13 protein-coding genes are annotated in these 14,813 nt (G+C 33.4%); 2 read left to right on the top strand and 11 right to left on the bottom strand.

Annotated features, from left to right (window positions below):
* Positions 1 to 172: 172 nt before the first annotated feature.
* Positions 173 to 1,834 (top strand): hydroxylamine reductase, encoded by a 1,662-nt coding sequence (hcp, locus tag PPBDW_RS20395; RefSeq protein ID WP_036792167.1) that lies wholly within the window; start codon positions 173 to 175, stop codon positions 1,832 to 1,834.
* A gap of 80 nt (positions 1,835 to 1,914) precedes the next feature.
* On the opposite strand, the gene PPBDW_RS20390 is transcribed toward hcp, so the two are convergent.
* From PPBDW_RS20390 to luxC, 11 genes are all read right to left on the bottom strand, one after another.
* A complete protein-coding gene (locus PPBDW_RS20390; RefSeq protein WP_036792164.1) occupies positions 1,915 to 2,514 on the bottom strand; it encodes a GTP cyclohydrolase II in 600 nt (199 codons plus the stop codon).
* A 233-nt stretch (positions 2,515 to 2,747) separates the two neighbouring features.
* A complete protein-coding gene (gene ribH, locus PPBDW_RS20385; RefSeq protein WP_036792161.1) occupies positions 2,748 to 3,218 on the bottom strand; it encodes a 6,7-dimethyl-8-ribityllumazine synthase in 471 nt (156 codons plus the stop codon).
* A gap of 120 nt (positions 3,219 to 3,338) precedes the next feature.
* A complete protein-coding gene (ribBA, locus tag PPBDW_RS20380) occupies positions 3,339 to 4,430 on the bottom strand; it encodes a bifunctional 3,4-dihydroxy-2-butanone-4-phosphate synthase/GTP cyclohydrolase II (RefSeq protein ID WP_036792158.1) in 1,092 nt (363 codons plus the stop codon).
* A 36-nt stretch (positions 4,431 to 4,466) separates the two neighbouring features.
* Positions 4,467 to 5,123 carry a riboflavin synthase gene (locus PPBDW_RS20375; RefSeq protein WP_036792157.1) on the bottom strand — a complete coding sequence of 219 codons (657 nt, stop codon included), beginning with the start codon at positions 5,121 to 5,123 and terminating at the stop codon, positions 4,467 to 4,469.
* Positions 5,124 to 5,278: 155 nt separating this feature from the next.
* A complete protein-coding gene (luxG, locus tag PPBDW_RS20370) occupies positions 5,279 to 5,983 on the bottom strand; it encodes a flavin mononucleotide reductase LuxG (protein WP_036792154.1) in 705 nt (234 codons plus the stop codon).
* Between the two features lie 16 nt (positions 5,984 to 5,999).
* Positions 6,000 to 7,121, bottom strand: coding sequence for a long-chain-fatty-acid--protein ligase LuxE (gene luxE, locus PPBDW_RS20365; protein ID WP_036792148.1), 1,122 nt, complete (start codon positions 7,119 to 7,121; stop codon positions 6,000 to 6,002).
* A gap of 83 nt (positions 7,122 to 7,204) precedes the next feature.
* Positions 7,205 to 7,900, bottom strand: a complete 696-nt coding sequence (locus PPBDW_RS20360) for an LLM class oxidoreductase (RefSeq protein ID WP_036792143.1) — start codon at positions 7,898 to 7,900, stop codon at positions 7,205 to 7,207.
* A gap of 22 nt (positions 7,901 to 7,922) precedes the next feature.
* Positions 7,923 to 8,909, bottom strand: a complete 987-nt coding sequence (gene luxB, locus PPBDW_RS20355; protein ID WP_036792140.1) for a luciferase subunit beta — start codon at positions 8,907 to 8,909, stop codon at positions 7,923 to 7,925.
* A 46-nt stretch (positions 8,910 to 8,955) separates the two neighbouring features.
* Positions 8,956 to 10,029, bottom strand: a complete 1,074-nt coding sequence (gene luxA, locus PPBDW_RS20350) for a luciferase subunit alpha (RefSeq protein WP_036792136.1) — start codon at positions 10,027 to 10,029, stop codon at positions 8,956 to 8,958.
* 37 nt (positions 10,030 to 10,066) lie between these two features.
* Positions 10,067 to 10,987, bottom strand: a complete 921-nt coding sequence (luxD, locus tag PPBDW_RS20345) for an activated long-chain acyl hydrolase LuxD (protein ID WP_036792134.1) — start codon at positions 10,985 to 10,987, stop codon at positions 10,067 to 10,069.
* Between the two features lie 12 nt (positions 10,988 to 10,999).
* Positions 11,000 to 12,436: a long-chain-fatty-acyl-CoA reductase LuxC gene (luxC, locus tag PPBDW_RS20340; protein ID WP_036792130.1), complete on the bottom strand. Its 1,437-nt coding sequence runs from the start codon at positions 12,434 to 12,436 to the stop codon at positions 11,000 to 11,002.
* 656 nt (positions 12,437 to 13,092) lie between these two features.
* Between luxC and PPBDW_RS20335 the strand changes: the two genes are divergently transcribed.
* Positions 13,093 to 13,665: a hypothetical protein gene (locus tag PPBDW_RS20335; protein WP_036792128.1), complete on the top strand. Its 573-nt coding sequence runs from the start codon at positions 13,093 to 13,095 to the stop codon at positions 13,663 to 13,665.
* Positions 13,666 to 14,813: the final 1,148 nt, after the last annotated feature.

Here is a 14,813-nt window from a genome sequence, read left to right as displayed (position 1 = left end):
TCGCGCAAATGATGTCATAAACACAACCCGCCAGATGTGTATTTGACATCAAAACAATCCATGCCAACGATAAAATTGTTATATAACATAAACTTAAAAATTGGCATAGTTACTGCTTGGTGATGAATTAATTATTATTTATAACAATAATCACCACACTGGAGATTTTTTGATGTTCTGTATTCAATGTGAACAAACCCTTGAAGCCCCTAAAAAGAAAGGCTGTGCTTATGCCACAGGTATGTGTGGTAAAACCGCTGAAATTTCAGACCTACAAGATGTGTTAGTTTACATACTACAAGGTGTTTCTTATTGGGCCGATTTAGCGCATAAGTTTGATATTATTGATGATGAAATTAACCATTGGGCACCACGCGCATTTTTTGCAACCTTAACCAATGTCAACTTTGATCGTGAACGTATTTTAGCTTTAGCTAACCTCGCAGAAAATTATAAAACTCGTCTCAAACAAGCAGTAATAGCAGCAACAACACTAGCGCAGCAACCATTACCAACCCTACCTACCGTGGCTGAATTTACATTACCGAATACTATCGATGCCATCCTAACGCTCGCGCCACAAGTAGCGGTTAACCGCGGTTATGAAACGATTAATGAAGATGTTATTGGTTTACGTTTATTATGTCTATACGGCCTGAAAGGCGCAGCTGCTTATATGGAGCATGCACGTGTATTAGGGCAAACAAACAATGCTATTTATGCTCAATATCATCACATCATGAGCTGGTTAGGTACGGATCCAACCGATCTTAATGCTTTACTTGAATGTTCAATGGAAATTGGTCTGATGAATTACAAAGTGATGGAAATGCTCGATTTAGGCGAAACCAACACTTTCGGTCATCCACTACCAAGCCAAGTGAACGTTAAACCTATTCAAGGAAAGTGTATTTTAGTTTCAGGCCATGACTTGCACGACCTTGAAAAAATCTTGCAACAAACTGAAGGTAAACATATTAATGTTTATACTAATGGTGAAATGTTACCTGCCCATAGTTATCCTGAATTAAAGAAATATCCACATCTCGTCGGTAACTACGGCAGTGCATGGCAAAATCAACAACTTGAGTTTGCCAACTTCCCTGGCGCGATAGTAATGACCTCAAACTGCCTAATTAATCCGAATGTAGGTAAATATGCAGATCGTATCTTTACTCGCAGTATCGTAGCATGGCCAGGTGTAGCACATATTGAAGGCGATGATTTTAGTCAAGTGATTGATTGTGCCTTAGCCTTAGATGGCTTTCAGCACACAGAAATCGAACATATGATCACTATCGGTTTTGGTCGTAATGCTCTAATGAATGCTGCCCCAGCCGTTATCGATCAAGTTAAGCAAGGTAATATTAACCACTTCTTTCTTGTTGGTGGCTGTGATGGTGCTAAAGAAGAACGTAGTTATTTCACTGATTTTGCAGCACAAGTACCTCAAGACTCACTAATCTTAACTTTAGCTTGTGGTAAATATCGATTTAATAAAAATAACTTTGGTGACATTAATGGTATTCCACGTCTACTCGATGTGGGCCAATGTAATGATGCTTATTCAGCGATTCAACTTGCACTAGCATTAGCTAATGAATTTGATTGTAGCATTAACGAATTACCACTAACCTTAGTGCTGTCTTGGTTTGAACAAAAAGCGATTGTAATTCTACTAACCTTGTTTGCACTTGGTGTTAAAGGTATTTACACCGGCCCTACTGCACCTGCATTTTTAACAGATAACCTACTCGCTATTATTGCAGAAAAATTTGATATGCGTTCGATATCAACCCCAGAGGCAGATCTTAATACCATTTTAAGCGCATAAACTTAATCTAATTTATATGTTTTAAATAAAATAAGCCCGATAAAAAGCGGGCTAATTTTATTCATAAAAAGGGTCAATATTCATTTATCAAAATTAAAGCAATGGTGGCCATGAGAAGCTTTCGCTTTTAAATATCCTTCATTACCTTCTTTTAAATGAGCTTTAGTGCCTACAACTTCAACAATATTTATACCATTTTGCTGTAAATCAAAGATTTTCTTAGGATTGTTTGTTACTAAGCGTATATCCTTAATACCAAGAGCTGTAAGCATTTGAGCAGCTTCAGAAAACTCTCGTAAATCATCATCAAAACCTAAATGATTATTCGCTTCATAAGTATCCATACCTTGACTCTGTAGCTTATAAGCATCGATCTTATTATAAAGTCCAATCCCACGGCCTTCCTGGCGTAGATACAAAATAATTCCACCTAGCTCAGCCATTATTTCAATGGTTTCATCTAACTGCTCTCCACAATCACAGCGTGATGAATGAAAAACATCACCAGTTAAACACTCAGAGTGCATACGAACTAAAGGAACCAAAGCTTTATCTGCATCTTTAAAAATGAGCGCTATATGTTCTTTACCCGATTCAAGGCCATTAAACGAAAGCAACTCAGCAGGAGCATTACTATTAATACCCACTTTTAAGGATACTCTTTCCCTAACATTGACCATAACATTCCTAAATATTTCTTAAATACTTCTAAGTAAAATAAAGAAGCATTTATTTTTTCTCAATAACAACAAACTTAATCAGCTAATATTACTTATATATTATTTAATTATCGTTAAGTAAATATATTTATAAACGAGTGTAATTAAACACTCGTAGTTTAATTTTAGTAAACAGTTTTATAATAATTACGATGGTAAAATCATATTCTCATTATATTGCTGCTTCTTTTCTATCAAGATTCAACTTGAGCCAAAATATTAACCATTTCAAGTACACTTAAGGCAGCTTCTGCTCCTTTATTACCAGCTTTAGTACCTGCACGTTCAATGGCTTGTTCAATTGAATCAACGGTTAATACCCCAAAAGCAACTGGAATATTATAATCTAACGCGACTTGTGCTAGACCTTTGTTACACTCACTGGCTACGTATTCAAAATGCGGCGTTCCGCCACGAATGACAGAACCTAAGGCTATAATTGCATCGTAACGGTCACTTTTGGCCGTTAACTGAGCGACAAGAGGCAACTCATAAGCTCCAGGACAACGAATGATTGTAATATTATCATCACTAACCTGACCTTGACGTTTCAATGTGTCGAGCGCACCAGATAATAAACTTTCATTAATAAAACTATTAAAACGTGCAATTACAATGGCAACTTTTGCATTTGGTGCTACGATGGCGCCTTCAATTACCTTCATGGTTATTCCTATAATATTTATAATTAATTTTAGTATAAATAACGGCTAGCCTTATTCCTGCATAAGACATAGGGAGTGACCGTCTATATTTAATGAGTTTTTTCTATATCAAATAAAATCTTAATCGCACACATACTCAACTATTTCAAGACCAAAACCGGATAATGAATGATAAAGCTGACTACTAGATGATAATAAGCGCATTTTTCTAATGCCAAGATCCGATAATATTTGTGAACCTAATCCGACCTGACGTGATTGACTATTGACGACAGGTGTTTCTTTATTTTCCAAAGCTAGATTCTGAATTTTACTGATTACCATTTCGGGATCTTCTTGTTTAGTAACTATAACCAGAACGCCATTTTCAGAACTAATACGCTCCATCGCTGCCGGTAATGTCCATCGAGTTGATCCTGTTTGCAGAATATCCTTGAATGTATCTTGTAAATGCACTCGTACTAAAGTTTGAGAGTTAGGCTCAATATTACCTTTCTGTAACGCATAATGAATTTGATGATTAATTTTATCTCGATAAGTAATCATATCAAATTCACCAAACTCAGTATTCAATTTACACTCAGAAATACGTTCAATCATGGTTTCATATTTATTTCGATATTCAATAAGGTCGGCAACAGTGCCTAACTTTAAACCATGCTTTTTAGCAAAGACTTCTAACTGCGGACGTCTCGCCATCGTACCGTCATCATTCAATATTTCAACAATAACACTTGACGGCTCTAACCCTGCTAAACGTGCAACATCACAACCAGCTTCAGTATGACCAGCACGAGCTAATACACCACCATCTTGAGCCATTAATGGAAAAATGTGTCCTGGCATAACGATATCTTTCGCCGTTGCTGTTGCCGCTATAGCCGCTTGAACGGTACGGGCTCTATCGTTTACTGAAATACCGGTTGTAACCCCAGAAGCAGCTTCAATAGAAATAGTAAACGGGGTGGCAAATTTATCGGTATTACTCTTCACCATCATTGGCAATTCTAATTGCAGGCAACGTTCTTTATTTAATGTCAGGCAAATTAAACCTCGACCATAAGTTGCCATAAAATTTATGGCTTCAGGCGTTACTTTATCTGATGCAATGATAAGATCGCCTTCATTTTCGCGATCTTCATCATCCATTAATATTACCATTTTCCCTTGGTGAATATCCTCAATAATTTCTTGAGCTGTACTTAAAGTCATAATTATTCCTTTTATTATCTTCTATTGAAGGGAAACTTATAAGAGAAAACCATTTCTTTCTAATAAATCCATTGATATTTTAGATTGCTTATCTTCTGGTTTATCAACTAACAATAACCTCTCAATATAACGAGCAAGAACATCAACTTCGATATTAACTTTATTTCCAACTTTAAAGTCAGCGATTGTCGTTTCAACTACAGTGTGCGGAACAATTGTTAATTTAAACTCGTTACCTCTAACTGCATTTACAGTTAAACTAACGCCATCAACCGTAACTGAACCTTTCTCCGAAAGATACTTTTCTATCTGGGATGGTACTCTAATCCAAATATCTATCGCACGCCCAGAAGTTCGACATTCAATTACCTCAGCGACAGCGTCAACATGGCCAGAGACAATATGACCACCAAAACGAGTTGTAGGTAACATCGCTTTTTCTAAATTAACGGCTTGGCCCACTTTATAATAATTAAAAGCAGTTCGACTTAATGTTTCTATAGATAGATCAGCGACATAACTATTGGCTGTCAGTTTAACTACCGTTAAACATATACCGTTTGTAGCAATACTATCACCTATTTTCACATCAGCTAGATCTAACGTGTCACAATTAACTGAGACTTCAAAATCAGATCCTTTTGAAGTGATGGCCGATATATTACCAACAGCCTCAATAATTCCGGTAAACATATTCAACCTCTTAGTTTAAAGTTAATTAAAAGTCTGATGATAACTCTATTTATTGGTGAGATTACAAACCAAAAAATAGAGTTAATAATTTAATTCAATATACCTTCAGATAAACTTTAAGGTATCAGTTAGATTTTAATTAATTTAAATTAGTATCACATATATGCAAAAGCATCGGCAAACATTTTATCAGTATCAGCTTTTTTAAGTGATGTTAACTTTTCACGAACACTACGTGTCATACCTTGAGGGCCGCAAACATAGATATCAAATTCTGATAAATCACCAAAGTCCTCTATTATTGCATCAATAACATTGCCTTTTTTTCCGTACCAATTATTGTCAAAGTTTTCCAAAACAGGTACGTATTTAACATTGTTAAAATCGCTAGAAAGAGCTTTTAATTGAGTGTCTGCATATAATAAATCAATATTATTAACTCCCCAGTAAACATAAATAGAACGGGGCAAATTCCTATTTACACAATTACTAAGAATACTATTGATATATGATAACCCAGTACCTCCAGCTATAAGTAATAATGGAGAATTACTATCTTCACGTAGCCAAGCATTACCATGAGGTGCATCTATTTGTATTTCAGAGCTATTCACAAAAGCATCTAAAAAATGAGAAATAGATTTAACTGCGGTTTCTTTTACCGAACTCCCAACATGTAACTCTATAAGCTCATTACATGTCGGACAATTAGCAATTGAGAAAGGTAATTTTTTACCATCTAAATATGCTAAAACATATTGACCAGCTTTAAAATTGAGACACTTATCAGGCTTAATAAATACTTTAAAAATATTACATTCAGAAGCTTCAATTTTAATTATTTTACAATTTAAAATCATACATCTTCCTTGTAAGCTATTTCAAGCCTGATGCCATTGATAATGAACACCCTTTCTGCTCTCTCGTATTCAAACGACGGACAATATCAATCGTAGTGCCTTGGTACGGATCTGGATCTTTAATTGTATGAATTATACCGATATCGTCAGTAACGATAAATGTTGGATAACTCGTTGATGATGCATCCATGTAACTAATAAGCCCTTCTTGACCATCTTCAACAGGCTTTAGAGTTACAGGATCAAGTGCACGTGCATAAACCCATGGCGGAACATGCTTACGCTGACGGTTATCTTCAAAGAAACACGTATTTAATTCAACTTGATTAAATGTATCTCGAATCTGACTTTCATGTGCTAAATGGAAGGTTTCCATCAATAGTTGATTAAAATCTTGACGATTTAGTGCTTGTTTTTGCTTAGTTTTCCAACCACCGCCAGTAATAATAAAGATGCGATTACCTGCATTAAATTCAATATCATTCTCTTTCATGTACTGGCATAGCAAATAAATGAAATACGGAGGGCCAATTAAACAAATACCTTTTCCTTTATTATAGATTTCTTTTAAACTTTTAATAGTAAGTTCAAAATCTATTTCATCGTTATTTACAGTAAATGTAGTTGGATATAATAACTCAACAAGACTCATTACATACTTAAACCAAACATTTTTAGCATTAAAACGATCAGGTCCCATATTAACAAGTTCTAGCTGATTTTCATGAAATGAACCAAGATATTTCATTCCATAATTTACAGAACCAAGTAAACGTTCAATACTTACACGATCACGGGCAATATGACTTTTTACACCACTCGTACCACTACTTGTGAACCAGTTTTCAATGTTAGACTCATCTGCTGTACATATTTTTGCATACTTAAACATTGAGGTCGGAAAAACAGGGATATCATCAAGTGAAGAAATATTTTCGTCTACCCCCTGAGTATTACAGAAAGACTTATAATCTTCATTATTATTATAGTGGTAACGAAATGATTCTAATATTAATTTATGCTTTATTCTTTCTTGTTCATCGTAAGTAATATCAAGAGGTGATGATGTAAAAATAATATCGTCGATCTCTGTACTTACAATAATATCTTTTTCGCAAGTATCTAATGTAATAGTCATGTTTAATCCTATTTAAAATATAATTAAATATAATGGCAGAACTTTAAATTAGCACTGCCATTATAAGAGGCAATGATTGTAGATTAGATTAGATTATTATCTTGGCGGAACTTAACAACTTGATTATTAAGATCTATCATTACTGATTTTTTCTTATTTTGATCTTGCATTGACTCAAAACAAAGTAAGAAGTCCACAGTATTATCAAATTTACCAACAAGATTCGCTACATATGACAAACAGTCTTTATAACTCCCTGTCACGTTACTCTGAATAATACTATCAATCGAGCCATTAAAATTACTAGGCTGTGTACATGCTACATAGTTTTCAATATATAATTTGAGTTCTTCTTTTGCTACAGTTTCTGCCTCATTAACATTGACATGTAACATAAGCTGGTGTCGAACCAAATCTATATTCTTGTTATATTTACTTGCGGATGCATTATAAAAACTCAACAATTTAAGTCGTTCCTCATTTATATCATCCCATTTGAAAACTAACGGTAATGCATATTTCGCTGCAATATCAACTGTGTTTTCACTGGTAGCAAGCACATATAGCTTTTCCCCTAGTGTAATAAAAGGCGCTAGCTTTTTATCTTCACTGTCTTTCTTTACAAGATAGTGGTCATCAACATTAATCACATCATAAATAGATGTATCTTCATCAATAATACGTAATGTTTCTAATGCATTATTCATCGTTTTTGATGGCTCTTGTTGGCCTTTATTATAAAAGTTAACGAAGAAGACTCCGTAATTCCATTTATTCATAATAACACCGCTTCCTTTACACTTACGAGCTTGGTAAATTCTTTTGAATCTTCTCATTAACCATATTAATCACTTTTACAACATCATCATGATTCTTCATTGATTCAAAAGAAAGTAATACATTCTTTGAACCTGTACGCTCTAACGCATTTAATGTTGATTCATAGTAATCATTATCAGTACCAATCGCATGTTGGCTAATAAGTTCAGCAATTTTTTGTTGCTGATTTAGATGTGGGTATACTTCAGCAATATAACTTACTAAATAGGCCGTTGCTTCTTGATGAGCAACATCACGATCATGATTTAAATTTACAAGCAGTGGGAACTGATGCTCGACATTAGAAACGTCAATATTATGCTTTGCTGCAACTTCTAAATAACGCTTATAAAGAATCTCTTTATCTTCAAGGCTATCGCTCCAACGATACGTTAGTGGAAGCGCTTTTTTAGCAGCCCACTCAACAACACTCACACTAGAAGCCAAAATATATTGCTTCATATTCTCTTTGCTTAAGCAATGAGGATTAATTGAGATACGAGGGAAGTTATAAAAATCATTATTAGCTTGGCAGTAATTAGTTGTGATAGCTTCATTAATGATGTCATAGCAAGCTTCAAATTGTAGCTGCTGTGAGTCACGTTGACGTTTAAAGAAATCCATCTCAAAATCATTAACACAATCACTTAGACCTAGAATAAAGCGGCTGTCTGACATTTGATCAAGCAAACTTGCTTCTTCTGCAATACGAACCGGGTGATGCGTTGTAATTACTTGATTTAAAGAACCAATATGTAAACGTTCAGTTAGTCCTAATAGGAAGCTTGCAGCTGTCATCGGAGCACCGACAATACCATTTTTAGAAAAATGGTGCTCGTTGACTAAAGCAGTTGTAAAGTTTTTATAATCTTTATCAACTAAAGAGACAGTATTGATCATATTATCTAAAACTGTTTCTGACGATGTATTTTCAGGCTGAAAGTTGAGGAAGAATAATCCAAAATTCATGTTATATTCCTTATATTATTTATTAAAGTTAATCTGAGTGATTTATTTATTTTGGATCTTTTAAGAATGGTGCAACTTGCGTCATGAAGCGTTTCATAGAGGCAATGATTTCTTCCTCAGAGCCATTTGCTTCGAAACCAAGGGTAATATTAGTAATACCTGTTGCATCAATATCACGCTGAATAATTTCAATACATTTTTCAGGTGTACCTACAGGGTTTAGATCGTGGCTATAATCAACACGACGTTTAGTATTAGTATGTCCTTGAAGAACAAAATCTTTCCATTGACCTTTATGATAATCATAACCACGAGTTTGGTTACTTTCACTAAAGATATTGGTTGCATTTACGTATGAATCATACCAATTACCTAAAAACTCACGGCACACATCTTCAGCTTTTTTGCCATCTTCATCTACAGAACAGATGAGGGTCATACTGTGATCAACGTTTTTAATGTACTCTTCACTGTAACCGCTATCTCGAGCAACAGCATTATAGAGTTCCATTTGAGCTTTCTTTTCACTCGTTGTAATAATCCAACTAAGAACCATCGGTAAGCCACGCTCAGCAAGCCAAGTCGTTGTTACTGCTGATTCAGCAGTCATGCATGTTGGAATTTTCTCTAAATACGCCTCTGGGTAAACGTTTACATCTGGGAATTCGATGTTTTTACCATCAGTATGAAGTGTACCTGTTTTTGTACCATCCATAATCATGGTGTGAAAATCTTCAGTGATAGCACGAGAATCTTCCATCGTTACACCAAAAACGCGGAAATCTTTGTGGTACAAGCCACGCACAACACCAAAATTAAAACGGCCTTTTGACATTTGATCTAAAAGTAATAAATCTTCCATCTGACGTGCAGGGTGAGCTGTTGGAAGAACAATACCCATAGTACCAACATTCAGTTTGGTGGTTCGACCAAGTAAGTTAGCACAAGCAACAAACAGGTTACCTGTTAGTCCAAATTCAGTAAAATGATGCTCTAGAGTCCAGTAAGTATCAAAATTTAGTTCTTCTGATGCAACGCCTAAACGAACAAAGCGATCCATGACTTCTTTATGTGACTCACCTGGAGGCTGATATGAGAAACAAATATTTCCAAACTTCATAATATATTCCTTTTGTTGGTTTATGTATCAGTTGTAATTAAGCTAATGACTTACTTTGTATTTTATTTTTCAAACGACGTTCATTTACTGTAGCAATAGTGAGAGCTTCAAATTGTGGTTCAATAATCTCACTTACTAACCCTACTAAATTACTATCTAATGCAATTGCTGCTTTAGTAATTGATTGATAGAAATTTCTTAACACAATTAGGTTTTCACCTAAATCATGTGATGAACCTATTAAAGAGTAAATCTTGGTTTTATCTGAATTGATATTACTCATTAATTCTTCGACTTCGTGCTGTTGTACCCAACTATCATCATTGGCGACAAAAGCTATAAATGGGACATTTAAATTTTTCGTTTTATTTATAGTTGAATCTAATGTATCCCAGTTATTTTCAAAACAATCTGTAACAAATACCTTTGAACCTAAATTATATCCATCGAAATCTAAATCTTCTGGTATTTCATCTATCTCCATCTGCAAGTAATCATATTTAAGCGCTTGTTCAAGAGTATTCCGTAAATTGACCACACCAACGGCAGTAATTAAAAAAGACAAATTAACATCAGCGACAATATCATAAGCAATTCGAGCAGAAAGACTCGATGCAATTAAACCTACCTGATCAATACCATGCTCTGATTTCAACCAGTCAATAACGGTTAATAAACTTTTCTTACCTACTGACATTGAGAACTGATCAATTTCACCGCTACTTAATCCAACATGATTAAGTGAATCATAACGAATAACATGAAATCCATTGGTTGATAAATATTCAGCTAAACCTGCAAAATGATCCATTCTTCGAGCAAAACCAGAAGCAATAACAATAGTATTATTTCTTTTATCACATTGATTTTTAGGGAAAGTTTCCCAAACACGTATATGACGTTCGTTATCAACTTTTATAACATGATCAATTGGTACAGAATTGTTTTCACTTTTCATATTAATTCCCTTTTATGGTACAAAGACTAAAAACTTATCTTCTTCTAGATAACGTGTTTGTTCAATTTTTACGGCTACATCTTTGGTTGTATATGTATAAGGTCTTTCATGTGAAATATATTTAACTAAACGTTGAAGAGGTCTCATACCATCATGCGCACCACCAACACGGAAAATATTATTCATCCCTGACTCAACAATACGCTCAGCACCATGAGAGGCTAGAACATCTCTATATTTAAATGATGACTCCCAAGGAGTAACTGTTACAGTTTGAGTAATTCTATTTTCTATATAAGGCGTTATTTCTGATATATCGGAGACATGGTGAATATATGCAGATCGAGCTAATGGTTGATTACCAAAAGATCCTAGCGGTGATTTAACAAGTAACCAAGATTGATTATCACCTTTCTCAACTTTATATTTTGCGAATTGACACTCTTTTTCAATTAATGAAAATGATGCCTTTTCATCAAATGTTTGATCGCCTTTTGGCAATATATCCATATATAGATTTAATTGTTCTACAAGCTCATCAAAAAACGCATCAATGTTATCGCCTATATAATAGATATCTTGGGTTGAAAAACAGGCCTGCTGATCATAAAAACAAATATCATGAGCCACACCAATAGCAGAAGCTGTAATATCTACAGGATTATCAACAATCGCAATACTTTTCTTCGGCCCAAATTTTAATATGTCGACGTTTACCGGTGTATGTTCTGTTGCCCATTTAATTGCATCATATCCACCCCAACTAACAACAACATCAGCACAATTCATAATTTGTTGTGGGATTGCAATATCTTCGTTATGAGACCAATACATTACCGACATTGAACGGCTAATTGGATGGTGTTCATCTGTATCAATAAAACTTGAAGCTAATGCTATTGCCGTAAATGGATCAGCTGATGATGTTTTAATGATACATTCATTTTTAGTCAGAATTGCTCTAATAATAGAAGTAACACCAGATAGAGGCACATTACCGGCTAGCAAATGAACAGATTTTCCTTTTGGCATGGCCTTGACATAACAATCACCCTGAGGTAACCATTCATCTACAATATGACGAGAACCTAACTCTGTTTCAACAATATCATATAAGGCACTTTTTGAGCTCAATATCATTGAGATCCAGTTAGCTTCTAGTTTTGCCATTTCAGGAGAATATCCGAGAAATCTTACCAAATCACGAATATAGGTTAGTCGACGAGAATAATTCTCACTTTTCCATTTCTGACCAACAGTGTATAAGAAATTCACTATCTGATTGATATTTAGATTATTTTCCACATTTTGTGATTTAATCGCCTCAACATCATCTTGATTAATGATAGGTATACTAACTTTATAGCTATTTAGTGTGAGTTCACGATATTCATGTTCTGAAGTATCCCTCTCTCCGCCACCAATAATCATTGGGATTTTCTTTATCATACAATCTCCTTTAAATTCCGCATTGCACATACTCAATCAGCATACAACCTTGCTGCATAGGTATGGCTAGAGACTAACTAAATTTCATTAGGTATGTAAGGGAAATTTGTATGATATGGATGCATTGTTAAATTTATTGGGTTAATGTCACATTTTTAATATAGAACTTTGTTATTTATTAATTCAGGTCTATTTTAAAACACCTTTAAATATAAAATAAGAGCATTTAACTACATATTAATTGAAAGAATAAGATTTTAATAAAAATAACAAGAACTTGATGCATATACTTTATTTTAAAACAAATTACAATGTTGATAATAATAAAAATTTAAAATAATCAAAACTAAATGCCGCATAGAAATAAAATATTCGATTAATATTATAGTGGCTATTATTAATTACTTAGTTTATCAAATACCATTTTAAATCATCTACTTACTAGCTTTAATTTCAACTAAAAACACCTATCTAAAGAAAATCACATCTTAAACACCTTGTCTAAAATAGAAATTAAAATAAAAAGTTAATTATTAAAAACGGATTAAATATCAAAAAAATATTATTTAGTATTGAATTTTATTTTTTTATCATTAGACTAATTTCCAAATGAAGATTTTCATTTTAAATATGTTTATCGACAAAAGGAGATTATTATGTTCAAAGGTATAGTTCAGGGCGCTGGAATAATTAAAAAAATATCAAAAAATGATGACACCCAAAGACATGGCATTACTTTTCCAAAAGATATATTGGAATCAATTGAAAAAGGTACTGTCATGCTCGTAAATGGCTGCTCATTAACTGTTGTTCGAATTAGTGGTGATGTAGTTTATTTCGATATAGATCAAGCAATTAACACTACAACCTTTAGAGAATTAGAAGTCGGTAACAAGGTGAACTTAGAAGTGCGTCCAGAATTTGGATCACTCCTTGGGAAAGGTGCTTTAACTGGAAATATAAAGGGTGTCGCTACTGTTGATAATATTACTGAAGAAGAAGATCGTCTTAAAGTTTATATTAAAATCCCTAAAGACCTAATCGAAAATATTTTATCAGAAGATCATATTGGAATTAATGGTGTATCTCATTCTATTGAAGAAATTTCGGATGATATTATTTTTATTAATTACCCTAAAAATTTATCTATTACCACTAACCTCGGTACTTTAGAAAAAGGTTCTGACGTTAACGTAGAAACATTAAATGTATCAAATGAATGGGACTAAAAAAAACTTATAGATACAAACACATATAAATATGATCCTTTATAAACACGAGTAATATCGATGCTACTCGTGTTTATTATTTTAGAAATAAATTAACCATATAACACCATCAATTATATAAATCTCACCTAGCGTCTGCCATTCATGATTATATGAATAAAAATATCATTATAATGCGATAAATTTAACAAAAAATCATATATACTCACCTCTCTATTTTATATCCGAAGCGCACAGAGACATAAATAATATATTTAACATTACATTTAATTATAAGATGGACATCATCAAATTACGTTCATAAATTAGCCTGTTTTTGATAATCACAAGCCAAAAAACACATTCTAAATTTTAATAAGTTTAGTCATCTAACTATTCTTTAAAAATTCAGATAACATCATGTTATCATTATGAAAGCTTGACGCGACAATGAGTACATCAAGTTGCATTTGATCAATACAGAGGTATGAAGCTAAAGTATCTCTTTTTATAAAACCTAAACTATCCTATTTATCTAAAGTGGCCAATTTAAGTCAAATGAACATGCTAATAACGATGAGTGATAAAAAATACCGACAACATTTTACTTTAGTCGTTAGGATCGCTTGACCAATAACAGCCATCAAGATGCTGATTCCTTCTTGGATAACGGAAAGTATTTTATTCCGATTATCTCTATATAATAAAGGAGTCATATCATGATAACTCACATAAAATTAAAGATAATAGCCTCAACAGCATATGATTTATGGTCAATCATAGCGATATCAAAATCTACACATTACCTAAAGAAATAAAAGCAATATAATAACAACTTATCATCGTATCGAACGTTAATTACAATCGACTTAAACACTGCCAACTAATGTTAGTTTTAATCAAATAAACCACATTACAATGTGTATTATTAATCAACGCCAATCATAAGCAAGATAAATAACAACTCACTTACCCCCTTCTAATAGATATATATCAACACAGATAAAACTGAATATTAACGACCAAATTAGAATTCACAATCACGAATAATTATTAATCACAAACAAAATAGTCATACTAAAAAACAGCTAAGCCATCAAATATCAACTCGATAAAAAAACCAAACAAAAAAACAATAAGATCAAGACCTTAAATAAATAAATAAACAG

Origin of the sequence: Photobacterium kishitanii, assembly GCF_000613045.3 — a bacterium.
In the GTDB taxonomy this organism is placed as follows: domain Bacteria; phylum Pseudomonadota; class Gammaproteobacteria; order Enterobacterales; family Vibrionaceae; genus Photobacterium; species Photobacterium kishitanii.
The sequence above is the reverse complement of the archived record's forward strand: the minus strand, read 5'-3'. Positions and strand labels throughout refer to the sequence as shown.

What these genes read in the sequence shown, in the direction of transcription:
- PPBDW_RS20335 (WP_036792128.1), top strand. Translation starts at nt 13,093, where the DNA reads ATGTTCAAAGGTATAGTTCAGGGCGCTGGAATAATTAAAAAAATATCA.
- luxA (WP_036792136.1), bottom strand. Translation starts at nt 10,029, where the DNA reads ATGAAGTTTGGAAATATTTGTTTCTCATATCAGCCTCCAGGTGAGTCA.
- luxB (WP_036792140.1), bottom strand. Translation starts at nt 8,909, where the DNA reads ATGAATTTTGGATTATTCTTCCTCAACTTTCAGCCTGAAAATACATCG.
- hcp (WP_036792167.1), top strand. Translation starts at nt 173, where the DNA reads ATGTTCTGTATTCAATGTGAACAAACCCTTGAAGCCCCTAAAAAGAAA.
- PPBDW_RS20390 (WP_036792164.1), bottom strand. Translation starts at nt 2,514, where the DNA reads ATGGTCAATGTTAGGGAAAGAGTATCCTTAAAAGTGGGTATTAATAGT.
- PPBDW_RS20375 (WP_036792157.1), bottom strand. Translation starts at nt 5,123, where the DNA reads ATGTTTACCGGAATTATTGAGGCTGTTGGTAATATATCGGCCATCACT.
- luxD (WP_036792134.1), bottom strand. Translation starts at nt 10,987, where the DNA reads ATGAAAAGTGAAAACAATTCTGTACCAATTGATCATGTTATAAAAGTT.
- PPBDW_RS20360 (WP_036792143.1), bottom strand. Translation starts at nt 7,900, where the DNA reads ATGAATAAATGGAATTACGGAGTCTTCTTCGTTAACTTTTATAATAAA.
- luxG (WP_036792154.1), bottom strand. Translation starts at nt 5,983, where the DNA reads ATGATTTTAAATTGTAAAATAATTAAAATTGAAGCTTCTGAATGTAAT.
- ribBA (WP_036792158.1), bottom strand. Translation starts at nt 4,430, where the DNA reads ATGACTTTAAGTACAGCTCAAGAAATTATTGAGGATATTCACCAAGGG.
- luxC (WP_036792130.1), bottom strand. Translation starts at nt 12,436, where the DNA reads ATGATAAAGAAAATCCCAATGATTATTGGTGGCGGAGAGAGGGATACT.
- luxE (WP_036792148.1), bottom strand. Translation starts at nt 7,121, where the DNA reads ATGACTATTACATTAGATACTTGCGAAAAAGATATTATTGTAAGTACA.
- ribH (WP_036792161.1), bottom strand. Translation starts at nt 3,218, where the DNA reads ATGAAGGTAATTGAAGGCGCCATCGTAGCACCAAATGCAAAAGTTGCC.